The 13000-nt window shown below is 64.1% G+C and carries 13 protein-coding genes; 9 read left to right on the top strand and 4 right to left on the bottom strand.

Annotation, left to right across the window (positions count from 1 at the left end; translation table 11 throughout):
• Nucleotides 1–12 precede the first annotated feature (12 nt).
• Complete coding sequence (locus MF607_RS17905; protein WP_242121339.1) at nt 13–900, top strand: lytic transglycosylase domain-containing protein; 888 nt, start codon at nt 13–15, stop codon at nt 898–900.
• Between the two features lie 219 nt (nt 901–1119).
• Here the strand turns inward: MF607_RS17905 and MF607_RS17900 are convergent, their stop codons facing one another.
• The 4 genes from MF607_RS17900 to MF607_RS17885 form a co-directional block, all read right to left on the bottom strand.
• Nucleotides 1120–1908 carry a helix-turn-helix domain-containing protein gene (locus tag MF607_RS17900; RefSeq protein ID WP_242121336.1) on the bottom strand — a complete coding sequence of 263 codons (789 nt, stop codon included), beginning with the start codon at nt 1906–1908 and terminating at the stop codon, nt 1120–1122.
• A gap of 574 nt (nt 1909–2482) precedes the next feature.
• On the bottom strand, nt 2483–3352 hold the full coding sequence (locus MF607_RS17895; protein WP_242121334.1) for a replication initiator protein A: 870 nt from the start codon (nt 3350–3352) through the stop codon (nt 2483–2485).
• A gap of 302 nt (nt 3353–3654) precedes the next feature.
• On the bottom strand, nt 3655–4104 hold the full coding sequence (locus tag MF607_RS17890) for a hypothetical protein (RefSeq protein WP_242121332.1): 450 nt from the start codon (nt 4102–4104) through the stop codon (nt 3655–3657).
• A gap of 175 nt (nt 4105–4279) precedes the next feature.
• Nucleotides 4280–4741, bottom strand: a complete 462-nt coding sequence (locus MF607_RS17885) for a hypothetical protein (RefSeq protein ID WP_242121330.1) — start codon at nt 4739–4741, stop codon at nt 4280–4282.
• A gap of 451 nt (nt 4742–5192) precedes the next feature.
• On the opposite strand from MF607_RS17885, the gene MF607_RS17880 reads away from it, so the two are divergent.
• Genes MF607_RS17880 through traC form a run of 8 tightly spaced genes read left to right on the top strand, consistent with a single transcriptional unit; the run spans nt 5193 to nt 12996 of the window.
• A complete protein-coding gene (locus MF607_RS17880; RefSeq protein ID WP_431311976.1) occupies nt 5193–5435 on the top strand; it encodes a hypothetical protein in 243 nt (80 codons plus the stop codon).
• 53 nt (nt 5436–5488) lie between these two features.
• Entirely contained in the window at nt 5489–5779 is a 291-nt protein-coding gene (gene traL, locus MF607_RS17875) for a type IV conjugative transfer system protein TraL (protein WP_242121327.1), read from the top strand.
• A 1-nt stretch (nt 5780) separates the two neighbouring features.
• Nucleotides 5781–6353, top strand: a complete 573-nt coding sequence (locus MF607_RS17870) for a type IV conjugative transfer system protein TraE (protein WP_242121325.1) — start codon at nt 5781–5783, stop codon at nt 6351–6353.
• Nucleotides 6350–7162 (top strand): type-F conjugative transfer system secretin TraK, encoded by an 813-nt coding sequence (locus tag MF607_RS17865; protein WP_242121323.1) that lies wholly within the window; start codon nt 6350–6352, stop codon nt 7160–7162. Before MF607_RS17870 ends, MF607_RS17865 begins: the two co-directional genes overlap by 4 nt.
• A gap of 3 nt (nt 7163–7165) precedes the next feature.
• Entirely contained in the window at nt 7166–8497 is a 1332-nt protein-coding gene (locus MF607_RS17860) for a TraB/VirB10 family protein (protein WP_242121321.1), read from the top strand.
• Entirely contained in the window at nt 8484–9425 is a 942-nt protein-coding gene (locus tag MF607_RS17855; protein ID WP_242121319.1) for a DsbC family protein, read from the top strand. Before MF607_RS17860 ends, MF607_RS17855 begins: the two co-directional genes overlap by 14 nt.
• Complete coding sequence (locus tag MF607_RS17850) at nt 9422–10423, top strand: conjugal transfer protein (RefSeq protein WP_242121318.1); 1002 nt, start codon at nt 9422–9424, stop codon at nt 10421–10423. Before MF607_RS17855 ends, MF607_RS17850 begins: the two co-directional genes overlap by 4 nt.
• A 2-nt stretch (nt 10424–10425) precedes the next feature.
• A complete protein-coding gene (traC, locus tag MF607_RS17845) occupies nt 10426–12996 on the top strand; it encodes a type IV secretion system protein TraC (RefSeq protein WP_431311975.1) in 2571 nt (856 codons plus the stop codon).
• Nucleotides 12997–13000: the final 4 nt, after the last annotated feature.

Raw genomic sequence — 13000 nt, 5'->3', positions numbered from 1 at the left:
TTGGAGGCTACGATGCGTGCTAATTTCATCGGAGCGGCGCTGATCGGCGCGGTCGCGATTACTCCGGTGACGGCGCTGGCGCAAAAGGTGCGCGGCGTCCGTCAAGTGCAGCTGATCTCGATGAGCGCCCCCCTGGAGCCTCCCGAAACGGCCGAGCCGTCGCCCGACCCTTCTCCCGCTCCCCTCCCCGATGCATTCCGCGTTCATGACCTGAGCCGGCGCTATGTTGAGTATCGCATGGCGCAAGAGCTTGCAGCCTCGCAGCAGGCCGCAGACCTGGCCCCGACCTTTGGTGGGCCAGCGCCGGCGGTGGTGGCGCCGACTTCGTCGATCGCGGTCCCCGCGTGGATGAGGTCATACGCGGCCGTCTCTCCGGTTTCGTTTACGCCGGGATGCGCGCCGCTAGCCTATCGTCCCTCCGGGTTCCTCGGTGCCGATGCCGAGAGTCGGCGGGCAGCCTATTACGGGATGATGAGTGCGATCGCGTGCGAGCACGGGATTCCGACTGGTCTGTTCGACGCGATGATTATCCGGGAGAGCGGGTACAACCCGATTGCCGTGTCGCCGAAAAATGCGTTCGGGTTTGCTCAGCTGATGCCGGGCACCGCGCTGGGTCTCGGTGTCAATCGCTTCGACCCGGCGCAGAATATGCGCGGTGGGGCACGATACCTGCGCCAGCAGCTCGACAAGTTCGGCCAGGTCCATCTCGCCTTGGCCGCGTACAATGCTGGTCCGGGTCGTGTGCGGAACGGGATGATCCCGCGGATCGCCGAAACCCAGGCATATGTCAGCAACATCATCGCGAATTGGTCAAGGCTGAACGGCGTCCCTGTGCCCTCTGAGGCGCGCGGCGAGATTGCCCGTACCGGGTTCAGGACCGCTTCGATTTCGGCCTTTTGAGACGTGTCGGTGTCGCTCCTAGCTGCAACATCTCAGCAGGGATGAGGTCGGAGATTGGCCACTCCAGAAAACGCATGCTCCCATCGGGGAGCACGTGGCGGCGTTAGCCGACACTCCTGTGCTGTCGTCTTGGGGTCCTGGGTTGTGGGGTTGGCTATCGGTGGTCTCTCGCGTCCCTTTCAAGCGCGTTGGCCGTCTTAGGCCAACTCCGAAACTCCCTTAGATATATGAATCTATTAGCGGTTGAGGATCAGATTGAACCTCACGCTCCCTTTCATCGACCGCGGCGCCCAAACGGGCGAGCCACTTGCCGAGATCGCCGCCAACCGTGGCCTTCGCGAACTCGCTGCAGGAGAGCGACTTGAGCATGTGCTGGATGTCTTCGGCATGCGCCTCGCGCCGCCACTCGTCATCTACGGGCAGGGGAGCAGGGCGTAGCCAGCGCGGAAGATAGCTCATCACGCCCTTCGGGGTGAGCAGCCTATAGGCGTTCGACGTCTGTTTCCAGCGAGGGCCAGGTCCTTCGGCCTCTACGCGTGTGAAGCGTCGCTGTCTGATGATGAAGCCGATCGCCTCGAGGATGGCGAGCGAGCGCCTGATGGTCGAGCGGCCGAGGCCGGTCGCCTCCTCCAAGTGGTCGTAGCTGGGATAAACGCGGCCTTTATTCAGCCGACATAGGGTCGTGAGCTCCTCGTACACCCGCACTGCGGATGCCGTCAGCTGGGTCAACAATCGCTCCATCGCGGACAACGTGCGCGTCCCAGCGCGGGCGTCGCGCCGGAGGCGCTTCCCTGCATCCAGCGTCTTGCGCGCGATGCGCAGCATCCGGTCCGGCTCGCCGGGGCTCGGTAGCTGAAAGAAGCCCTCGTCGAGCTTCGTGTCCTCGATGCTATCGCGCAGCACGGGTGCCCCGGTGCGGTGCGGTGCACCGGACCGACGGGGCTTGGCACGAAAAGGCATGCCCGCGATCGCGCTGAGCGCCGCGGAGCCGATAGTGAACTGACCCATTCCAACTCCCCTTCTGGGGATCGCGAGCGGGCAAAAGATTCCGTGGCGCGAAACGCGCATCCTTGCGACAGCAATCGGGAGAGGCTATCTGACAAACCGATGTGAGGCGGCGCACGCTTGCCGGCGTGTGTCAGTGCCAATGGGATGCCCGGCCTTCGTGCCGGGTTTCTCTTATCCGGTCATGTTGATCCCTTTGTTCGTGATGAAGCTGGCGACGACGTCGCCTGGCTTGCAGCTGCCATCCGCATTTCTTGGATCGATTCAGGGATGGTGGAACCGCCGCCTATCAATGGCGCTCGATCGCGCGGGTCCCTAGCAGCCAGATTCGTGCGAACACCGGGAAAACCCCGTCTAAAGTTCGTGCTTTTACGCGGAAAAGCCCATCCCGCTTCGTGCTTTCACGCGGAAAACGCCATCCGCACTCGTGGTATCACACGGAAAACCCCTCGGGGGGCGTCCTCGTGCTTTCACACGGCTAACTCGATGGCGACTGCGCCGGAGTGTTGACCGGACAAGGCGGAAAGCCGCGACCGTATTCACCGAGCATGGCGGGCTGGCCGACAGTCCTAGGGACTTACGAGGCGGCCTTGGCCGAGACTAGCCTCAGTGTTCCGCGGCTTTGAAAATGGATCATTGTTTTGATCCGCGGCCTGCCACCCTTGGGCGACGTCATCTTTTGCTCAGACAGGCGGATTTCGTACTCTGGAAGCGGCTGGTCCTCCGCGACTTCGCGAAGCTGCTTTTTGAAGTATTCCAGACCACGTTTGTCGGTCGCACAGCCAACCCGTGTGGCGAGCGCCTCCATGTCGATCTCGAAGCCGCCATCGTCGACGCAATTGAACTTCGCCAGCTCGTATAATCGGCGCTCGATGGGTCCGAGAGTGAAGAAGTCATGGTGATAAGCGGCGATACGCCGATCCACCAGAATCGCGCGGTAAAGCCAGTCGCAGACCATTACCTCGATCCGCTTCACCCGACGCGCGCCGTCCGCCGTCTTCACGTATTTAATATCTGCCTTGAGCAGCCAGGAGAATGCGCTGTCCGACCCCTCGCCTCCGGTCTCGATGTTCGTGATGATCTGAGTGCCCTGCAGCCTTGCAAGCGAGGCTTTCAGGGAAACGTAGGAACGTGCCGACGAATTGGTGCTGGTAACGCGAAACAAGTCGTTGGCTGTGAAGCTCATCACGCGATCGACGCGCTCGCCCTTTTCCATGCGCTCCGCCATGAGACTGGCGATATAGAGTAGGATTTCCTTGTCGTAGATCGTGGCAACGCCCGTCTTGCTTGGATTGATCTCAATCCGGGCATCGCCATTCTCGAAAACCATCGGCGTCATCTGGGCCTTCTTCGACAGAGCGAAAAAGGGAAACTCCGCAACCGTCCGCTCGCCTTGGAGGTCGGCGTACAGCGGGCTGTCCAGCTCGAATAGGTCGGGTTGCTTCATGAGCATAATGTCACCGCATTGGAGCGAGCCGTGGCCAAGGATGGGTTGACATAGCCTGCACGGTCATCAGGCTCGACCCCCCTTTGGGGTTTTCCGCGTCAAACCACGAATATCCGCCCCCCTCTTCCCTCTCCAGCCCAAGAATGCAGGAGCGAGGGCATCGTGCGCTCTGCCCTCGTGCTATGGCGCGGAAAACCCGCCGCGGGCCTGATGCGGCTATCTGGCGCTTGGTGCGGTTCGCAATGTGCTTGTTGGGCGATCTCGCCCATGGACCGCCCCTTCCTGGTCGGGGCGGGGTGGCCTTACAGGCCTTCTTGGTCGATCCGAAACTCGCGGCGCGCCGCCAGATCCCGGTACTGGGTGTGAACGATCTTCAGAATAGCGGTCTGCAACCGCCTGCCATGCTCCGGGCGGATGTCTTCGAGCTCGAGGCCGTCGATGTGACTGACGATCTCGACGATCTGCGCGGGAAGGCCGCGAACGAACTCGGAAACCAGCAGCACGATACGGAGGATGGCCCGCTCGTCCGCCCCTGGATCGGCCGCGAGCAGCTCGTTTGCGAGATGGGCCTCCATCCGGTCGATCTTCAGGACGTCGAGGATCGTGTTGATTTCATCGAGCCGGAGCGGGTGACGCTTCGCCGGATCTCGGTGGAGTACGTTACCGCAACGTGCTCTGGTGATGCCTGCGAGAAGGCCGATCTGTCGGGCGCTGATCTTGTCAGCGTCAGCTCTTGCGAGGATAAAATCCACTATGCCGCGCGATGGCGCCGGTGGTGCCATCGCATCGGGACAGGGTGCCGCCTCTTGCTTCGGGTCCCCCACTGCCTTCCTCCCGGTCGTGCTTCCTAGGGATACCCGAACCGGATCGCTTTGCAACCACTCTCATTAACCAGCCGGCAACAATCCGCTCGTTCCGCACTCGGAATCACTTAAAAGGAATTACATTCGATTTGGGTCTTTTAAGACAAACCCGGTACTTTTCGGCCTCCTCGGAGGTGAGGCCCAGCTTAGTAAGAACCTCAGTAGCGTTTGCCTCAACTACAAGATCGTAGAGCACCAGAGACAGTGCATCGGCAAACTTGACTGAAGTCCCGAGCGCCTTCTCCAATTCCGGGATGGCGTCATCAATACATGCGGCGCTAGTTTCAAGAATACAGAACCGGAGCTCCTTGTCACCATCGCTTGGGATGATGCGGAGGTGCTCCTTCATGTCGTCGGCTTCGTAGCGGTCCAGTAGATCCGTTGCAGTTTCGGCACGATCGTCGACTACCTCACGGAAAGTAGAGTGCCGAAACGCTCTATTCGAATGGAGCCGGATACTCTCGGTCGTCAGTCGGAAATAGTATTCCGAGACGTCCAGATTGAAGCATCGCTCAGCCGCGTTCATGCTCAAGAACCCTTCACCCCTTCCAACTGCCCATTCGGATCACGCCGAAGCGGCAGCTTACGGCATTAAGCCGGTAAGCGGAACAGGTAGCCGGGGCACGATTCGTCTCGAAAAACTCCCGTCCATTATTTCGGACGTCCGTCCAAGGACATAGACGCGCGTCCAATGGCGTGGACACCCGTCCATCAGGGCGGACGCGCGTCCATATATGTGGACGCGGAAGCGATTCGGAACGACTCTACCGGGGCAAAAGTGAAAAATGTTTGAGCGGCGGCATGGTTCCGCGCCGAGGCCGGTTGCGGCTTCGCTGCGGTCCCATCCAGCCTTCCTTTGGGCGCGCTGAAATGCGCTCGATCCGAAGGAGACCTCTGACATGAAGACTCTCGTCCAGAAGGGCAGCCGTCGCGAGACAGCCGCTCTCACCGCGGTCGGCCTGGTCGCCGCTGCGGCGATGTTCGCCGGCCCGGCCTTCGCTGGCGCCGACACGACGTTCGACACCGCCCTCGACGCCTTCACCGGCTTCCTCGAGGGTTCGGGCGGCAAGATCATCACCGTCCTGTCGCTCGCGGGCGGCATCGTCGGTCTCGCGTCGGGCCGCTTCAGCCTCGGTCAGGTCGCGATCCCGGTCGGCGTCGGCGTCGGCGCCGGCACCGGTATCCCGATCGTCACCTCGACCGTCACCGCGACGATCTGACCCAAATGCCGGCGGAGTAGCAGCTCCGCCGGCATCGTTCGGAAGGTGGCGTGATGGCAGCCGACAAGTACGTGATCCCCTCTCATCTCGATGACCCTGAGTTGATCGGCTTTTGGACGCTTGATGAGTTTCTAGCGATGGTCATCCCCTTCACGTGGGGGATCCTTGCCCAACACATCATCATAGGGATTGGCCTGGCCTTTCTTGGATGGTGGGCGCTCCGCAAAGCCAAGGCGGGCAGGGCGACCTCGTGGCTGATCCACTTGGCCTACTGGCACCTGCCAGGCGGCTTTCCCTCGCTGCGCGCCACGCCACCTTCTTACCTCCGACTGATGGTGGGCTGACATGGATTTCTCCTATCAGCATGCGCAGAGCCAGCGGATCCTGCGCCAGCGCAATCTTCTCGGCATGGCCGCGTTGGTGCTGGCAGGAATCGTCGGCCTGCTGCTGCTTGTCTCTGCGACCCGCAGTCGCGAGATCGTGCTCCAACCCGTTCTGCGATCGCCGGTGACGCTTTCCAGCGCCGGCGTCTCGCGCGAGTATCTTGAGATGGTCACGCGGGATACCGCGATCCTGACCCTCGACCGCTCGCCAGGAACCCTCGACTACTGGATGAAGTCGGTCCTCGAGATCGTCTCTCCGCGTGCCCAAGGGAAGATCAAGGCAGACCTGCTGAAGATCGTCAACGAGCAGCGCGGCTCCAGCATCTCGCAATACTTCCAGATCCAGTCGATGGAGATCGACCCGAAGAACCTCCGATCCTCCGTCACGGGTGTCCTGAACACTGTCGTCGGGCAGAAGATCGTCTCCAGCGACACCCGCACCTTCCAGTTCGACTGGGAGTATTCCGGCGTGTCCCTGAAGCTCGCCGGCTTCGGGATGGTCCAACCAGTCAGGAAAACTCGGGGGACGCTATGACGCCGACCATCTATGCCGTCGGCTCCGCTGTTGCCGGCACCGCTCTCGTGTCCCGCTACTTCTGCCTCGTGAGCCGCGTCGTCGGCATCGTGCTGATCGCGGTCTCGTTCATGCTCATCGCTTCGCCGGCCTTTGCGGCGGGCGGCGACCAGACCTTGATGGCCTCGGACGGCAGCCAAGTGCAGTGCAGCGCCTCGGCCAAGGACCTGACCCGCATCAGCCTCGTCCAAGATGAGTTCGCATCCGTGTCCAAGATCAACACGGGCAACCCATCCGACGATTTCAGCGTCGTCAACGAGCCGGTACGCGGCGACATCTACCTGTCGGTGCCCGAAGGCTATGCCCGTCCGGCGCTCTCGTTCTTCGCGACGAGCAAGCGTGGCTACGTCTACAAGTTCATCTGCCGCATCGCCGGCGACCAAGCTGTTCAGGTCTTCATCTCCAACCCGGCGATCGCGAAGTCGGAAATGGCCGAAGCGCGGCCGCAGTCCACCGCGACCCGCGAGGACAAGGCCGTCGAGCTGGTCCAAGCCATGTACGCCAACAAGATCGTCGACGGCTACGAGATGCGTCAGCGCTCGCTCCGGCCGGTCTATGTCGGTGACCTCAAGGTCCAGATGATCGCCGAGTACCGTGGCGACGATCTGACCGGCCGCGTCCTGCGCATCGAGAACAAGGGCACGCAGGAGACCACCCTCACCGAGGCAAGCGTGGCGCCCGCCAGCTCGCTGGCCGTGTCGATCGCCGAGCCGAAGCTCGCCCCCGGCAAGGTCACCACCGCCTACCTCGTATCTCGGAACGGGAACTGACCCATGGGCATCAAGGATATGTTTTCGCGCACCCGCAAGCCGCTCGACGGCCCGGAGGCCGCTGACGCCCCCGGCGTTTCACCGGTCGCGAGCGAGTTGGACGGCAACACCGAAGCGCGAAAGAAGCAGCGCATGCTGCTGGCCGGCGTCGGCGGGGTGGGCTTGCTCGCATCCAGCTTCTGGATCTTCGGCGGTGACGGCAAAACGACCGCCAGTGACGCCAATGGGTCGGAAACGGTGAAGGTGTCGACCAACGACATGATGAACCGGAACCTGTCCGAGCAGGAATGGATGGCGCTCTCGGAGAACCGTTTCCAGAGCCAGGAAAACCAGCTCAAGTCCGTCGACGGCACCAACGCCCGCGTGGCGCAGCTCTCGCAGCAGCTGGAAGCCATGCGCGCCCAGAACCAGTCGATGTCCTCGGACGGGCAACGGGTCGTGAGTGCCTATCAGGCAGAGAACGAGCAGCTGCGCCGCCAGATCAACGAGCGCGCGAGTGTGCCCGCCGCCCCGCCTCCGGGTCCGGCCGCGATGTATGGCCCGGGCGTGCCGACGTACCAGCGCCCCGGCTCGCCCGCTGCCGGACCGGATCTCCCGCCGGCACGCATGAGCGAGGTGAAGATGGTGTCGTTCACCACCGCCAGCTCCGGGACGGCAACGAAGGTCGAGAAGGGCAACACGGTCTATACCGACAGCCCGAACTACCTGCCTCCGAACAGCTTTGCTTCCGCGAAGGTGATCGTCGGGGTCGATGCCGCTGCCGGCGTGAACAGCCAGACCGATCCGCTTCCGGTTGTGCTGCGCGTGACCGGTCCCGCCCGTTCGGTCCTGCAGAACGGCAAGCTGCTGACGACGAAGATTCAGGGCTGTCTCATCAACGGTGCGGCGCGCGGCGAACTCAGCTCGGAGAAGGTGTACGTCAAGCTGCAGAAGATGACCTGCCCCCAGCCCGGTGGCCGCTACGCCGTCTCCGAGGTGAAGGGCTTCATCGCCTTCGGCGGCAAGACGGGTGTTCGCGGTCGGGTCGTCAGCCGCGAGGGGGGCCTGGTCAGCCAAGCCTTTCTCGCCGGTCTCGTTGGAGGGATCGGACGGGGCTTCGCCGCCAATTCCAACATCGCCCTGCAGCCCGGCGCCATCGTCGTCGACGGCAAGCGCCAGCAGCTGGGGGTCGGCGACATCGCGCAAGGCGGTCTCGGGAACGGGATCTCCGAGAGTGGGGACATGGTCTCCAAGTACCTGATCGAGCGGGCCGAGCAGTACCAACCGGTCATCGAGATGCCGACCGGCGTCGACGTCGAAATCGTTTTCCTGGAGGGTGTGTATGTCCGGAATTGACGACGGGCGCGCGTCGCGCGCCCCGGTTGGCGGCCGTGCGACCGCGGTCCTGCATAGCCTGAAGCGGCACCGGAACCGGGCATTCGCGGTAAGCGCCAGCGCGGTCCTCGGCTATGCCGGTGCCGCGTGGGCCGCGCCCCTGCTCGCGCAACACATGCCTGGGGGCTCACCGAGCCAGACGCAGGTCGCGCAGCTCCTGAAGGCCCGGCTGCCGAAGACCGAAGTCTCGAAGGTCGACTGCGAGAAGCTCGACGGCCTCTGCGAGGTCACCGCCGGCAGCAACCTCTTCTATGTCGACCACTCCGCCCGATACCTCGTCATCGGCCGCGTGTACGACATGGAGACCCGGCAGGACCTGACGGCCACCCGGCTGCTCGAGATGAACCCCGACATGCTCGTCGGGGGCTCTGCCAAGGCGAATGCCGCAGCTGAGAGCGGGGACGCCCTCCCAATCGCGCCGGGGCGTGATGCGGGCGTTCGCCAGACATCCGCGCCTGCCCCCCTGCAGCGCCTGCCGATCCAGACGCTCCCCAAGGAAGGCGCCATCGTCTGGGGCAACCCCAATGGCAAGACGGTCACCGTCTTCAGTGACTTTCGATGCAGCTACTGCAAGGCGCTCAGCAACGCGCTCCGTTCGATGAATGTGCGCGTGGTCGAGCGCCCGATATCAGTTCTTGGAAGCCGCGATCTGGCAAACCAGGTCTATTGCGCCAAGAACCGCGAGGAGGCGCTTCACGAGGCCTATGCGGGCGAGCCGCTGCGGAACACCGGCAAGTGCGACACCCGTGGCCTTGATGCCAACGAGGCGTTCGCGCGCAAATACGGTCTGAGCGGCACGCCGGTCATCGTCCGCGAGGACGGCTCGATGATCGAGGGTTACCGGCCCAAGCAGGTCCTCGCCAGCTGGATCGCGGGAGGCAAGTCGTGAGCCGCGGTCGGCTTCTGCTCGCCGGCCTGCTGGCCAGCGGCGCCGCGCTGACGGGCTGCACCACCATGGGCACCAACGTGAAGGGCAGCTTCTCCTGCGTCGCGCCCGACGGGATCTGCGCGCCAAGCTCGTTGATCGACGATCGCGCGCTCGCCCTCATCTCGGGAGAGGACGGCGATCGCATGGTCCAGCCCGCCGGCCCCTATGCCGAGCCCCCGAAGGAAGGGCGCGGCTTCCAGACCGCGTCCGCCCCTGCCCGGACGCGCGAGCGCGTACTCCGGATCGTCTTCCCGGCTCAGATCGATGCGGCGGGCCGCCTGCGCGAGAAGACCGCGGTGCATGCGGTGGTCGAGCAAGGTGGGTGGGAACAGGCCCTCGCCAGCAACGCCGTCGCGACGACGCCGACGGATGTAGCGGCAGCGACCGGCGGCGACACCTTGCTGGCGGCGGTGGAGCGGGCCGACCCGCCCGTCGTCGACGGTGCCGAAGTTGATCCCGGCACGCCGAGCGCGGCGGCGGTCGCGGCGGCGCGTGCGCAGGCAGCGCCGCAGCAGCTCGCCAGCCCGGACCCGATCGGGGACATCAAAGACCAGGTCTCGCGTCGTCTAACCGCGCCACGCCGGCAGCCGGTCAGTCGTATCGTGCCCAAGGCTCCGGCCTCGGCCACGACGGCACCCGCGTCGGCAGGGGCAACCATCAGCGCGGCGACCCCCCCGAACGCCGGCACTAAGACCTCCCTCAACGTCGCAACCCCCTCGCCCGCCCGCACCCCGACCGCATCCGCGTCTTCCGGGCGCCAGGGTGCGACTGGCGCCCCGGCAATCGTCGTGCCGGCGCATGCGACCGACGCCGGCAGGGCCGCGATCGCGGCGGTTGCGGCCAATCCCGCCGTCCGTGCGGGACTGGCTCGTGCCGAACCCGAAGCTCGGACGGCCGCGCAGGACGCCAAACCGCTGCCAGTGCTTCGCGCCACCTCGTTCCCGGGAGTTCAGCAATGAGCATGGTCCGCAATCTGCTGTCGTCCGTCCTCGGCGATAGCTCGAAGCCCGACAATGCGCGTCCGGACACGGCCGTCCCGAGGCTGGTCCACTGGCTCCCTTATCGCAGCTACGACCCCAAGACCCAGATCTTCTACAACAGTGCATCGCGGGGGTTCGTTCTCGAAGCAGCGCCGATGATCGGCGCGAGCGAGCAATCGGCCGACATCATGACGCAGTTCCTGTCTGAGGGCATTCCGACCCCCGGCACGCTGCAGTTCCACGGCTGGATGAGCCCGCGGGTCAGTGAGCGCCTGTCCCAGTGGTATCTCCCGCGCTACTCGGCCGCGGGCGTCTATGAGCGTATGGCGAAGCATCGCACCGAGTATCTGCTCGACGGTGTCTGGAACTCGCTTTCCAGCGCGGCCCCCTTCTGCCTGCGCAACCATCGGCTAGCGATCTCCTACGCCACCCCGGAGTCGAGCCGGGTTTCCAGCGAGGAAATCGTCTCCGTCATGGAGGGCCTGATCTCGGCGCTGGAATCGATCGGCGTGCAGTCGCGCCCGATGGACCCACAGGCGTTGATCGCGTGGATCGACGACATCACCTCGCCGACGACGGCGCCGGGCGATGACGCGATAATCTACAACCCGTTCGACCCGATCGCGGACCAGGCCGTCCGGCACGACCTTGAGATCAAGATCGAGCCGGATCGCATCCTTCTCCGCACCGAGCGGTTCAGGCCGACCGGCAAGACGGTCGATAGCGCCCCGGAGATCGGCGAGATCTACCCGGACGTCTTCGACGTCCGCTCCTTCTCGGTCCGCAACCTCCCGCAGCGCTGGGCACCTTGGGACATGGCCAAGCTGATCGGCGACATGTTCGCCGACAAGCTGCGCATGCCCTGCCCGGTGTCGACGAACCTCTGCCTCGAGTTCCCCGACGCGGAGGCCGAGGGCCTGCGCGCGGGTCGGAAGTTCATGCGGACCACGAGCCTGGCCGATAGCAAATCTGCGCGGATGCTGCCGCAGCTGAAGGACCAGTCGGCCGAGTGGAAGTTCGTCAAGGACGAGCTCCGGCAGGGCCGCAAGCTGGTTCAGGCGTTCTACTCGGTCACGTCGTTCTCGCCCAAGGGTCGCGGCGACGCCAACGAGCGCATCCTGAAGTCGGTGTACCGGGCAGCAGGCTGGGATCTGCTCGACGATCGCTACCTTCAGATCCAGGGTCTGCTCGCCGCCATGCCGATGACGATGGCAAATGGGCTTTCCTACGACCTCAAGAACATGAAGCGGATGCGGACGGTGCTTACCACCACCGCCGCCAGCCTGGCCCCGCTGCAGGGCGAGTACCTCGGCGGCAACAACCCGCATCTGATGCTGGTTGGGCGCCGCGGCCAACCCTTCTTCTGGAGCCCGTTCGAGAACACGGCCGGCAACCACAATGTCGCGGTGTTCGGAAAGTCGGGGTCGGGCAAGTCGGTCGCACTGCAGGAGCTCTGCTCCTCCCTCTGCGGGGCCGGCGCCAAGGTGGTCGTGATCGATGACGGCCGCTCCTTCGAGCACTCGGCCAAGCTCCAGGGTGGGGCCTTCGTCGAGTTCACGATGTCGTCTGGCTTCTGCATCAATCCCTTCTCGATGATCGATCCGGTGATGGCCGCCGAGGACGGCGACTATCTCATGGACTGCTTCGCGATGCTGAAATCCATCGTGAACCAGATGGCTCGTCACATCGACAAGCTCAACGACACCGAGCGCGGCCTGATCGACGGCGCGATCAACCAGGTCTGGCAGGCCAAGGGGCGCGGTGGATCCGTCAACGACGTGATCGAGGCGCTGGATGCGAGCGGCAACCCACTGGCGGCCGATCTTGCGATCGCCATGCGGCCCTTCTCCCGCACCGGCACCTACGGGCGCTTCTTCGAGGGCGAGGTGTCGTTCAAGCTGAAGGCCGACCTCACGGTGTTTGAGCTGTCCGATCTCTCCTCGCGCGAGGAGCTGCGGTCGGTCGTGCTCACCGCGATCATGTTCATGGCATCGCAGGCGATGCGCCGTGAGGACCGTTCGGTGCCCAAGGCGCTCCTGCTCGACGAGGCGTGGCAGATGCTGAAGGGCGGCTCGATGGCCGACTTCATCGAGGCCTATGCACGCACCTGCCGCAAATACGGCGCGTCGCTCGTTACCGCGACCCAGAGCCTCAACGACTATTACAAGTCGGACGGCTCGCGCGCAGCGCTCGAGAACAGCGACTGGTTCGTCATCCTTCAGCAGAAGGCGGAGACGATCGCGGACTTCAAGAAGCACGACCGCTTCGAGATGGACGACTATACGGACGCGCTCCTGCGGTCCCTCAAGCGGAATGGCGTCGAGTATTCCGACGTGATGATAAAGGGTCCGGATACGCTGGCCGTCGGCCGGCTTGTCCTCGATCCCTACTCCGCCACAGTCTATTCGTCGTCGCCCCGCACGTTCGCAGCGATCCATGAGCTGCTCGGCCAGGGTCTGACAATGGATGCCGCGATCGAGCGGGTGGCCTTTCCCAACAACCCCGAGAAGTGGGGCGACGCCGATCCCGGTCTCGCCATCGCAGCGGAGTGAGCGT

This window comes from Sphingomonas lacusdianchii (assembly GCF_022664395.1).
GTDB lineage: Bacteria > Pseudomonadota > Alphaproteobacteria > Sphingomonadales > Sphingomonadaceae > Sphingomonas > Sphingomonas lacusdianchii.
The sequence above is the reverse complement of the archived record's forward strand: the minus strand, read 5'-3'. Positions and strand labels throughout refer to the sequence as shown.

What these genes read in the sequence shown, in the direction of transcription:
- MF607_RS17900 (WP_242121336.1), bottom strand. Translation starts at nt 1,908, where the DNA reads ATGGGTCAGTTCACTATCGGCTCCGCGGCGCTCAGCGCGATCGCGGGC.
- MF607_RS17880 (WP_431311976.1), top strand. Translation starts at nt 5,193, where the DNA reads ATGTTCGCCGGCCCGGCCTTCGCTGGCGCCGACACGACGTTCGACACC.
- MF607_RS17865 (WP_242121323.1), top strand. Translation starts at nt 6,350, where the DNA reads ATGACGCCGACCATCTATGCCGTCGGCTCCGCTGTTGCCGGCACCGCT.
- MF607_RS17870 (WP_242121325.1), top strand. Translation starts at nt 5,781, where the DNA reads ATGGATTTCTCCTATCAGCATGCGCAGAGCCAGCGGATCCTGCGCCAG.
- traL (WP_242121327.1), top strand. Translation starts at nt 5,489, where the DNA reads ATGGCAGCCGACAAGTACGTGATCCCCTCTCATCTCGATGACCCTGAG.
- MF607_RS17860 (WP_242121321.1), top strand. Translation starts at nt 7,166, where the DNA reads ATGGGCATCAAGGATATGTTTTCGCGCACCCGCAAGCCGCTCGACGGC.
- MF607_RS17895 (WP_242121334.1), bottom strand. Translation starts at nt 3,352, where the DNA reads ATGAAGCAACCCGACCTATTCGAGCTGGACAGCCCGCTGTACGCCGAC.
- MF607_RS17905 (WP_242121339.1), top strand. Translation starts at nt 13, where the DNA reads ATGCGTGCTAATTTCATCGGAGCGGCGCTGATCGGCGCGGTCGCGATT.
- MF607_RS17855 (WP_242121319.1), top strand. Translation starts at nt 8,484, where the DNA reads ATGTCCGGAATTGACGACGGGCGCGCGTCGCGCGCCCCGGTTGGCGGC.
- traC (WP_431311975.1), top strand. Translation starts at nt 10,426, where the DNA reads ATGGTCCGCAATCTGCTGTCGTCCGTCCTCGGCGATAGCTCGAAGCCC.
- MF607_RS17885 (WP_242121330.1), bottom strand. Translation starts at nt 4,741, where the DNA reads ATGAACGCGGCTGAGCGATGCTTCAATCTGGACGTCTCGGAATACTAT.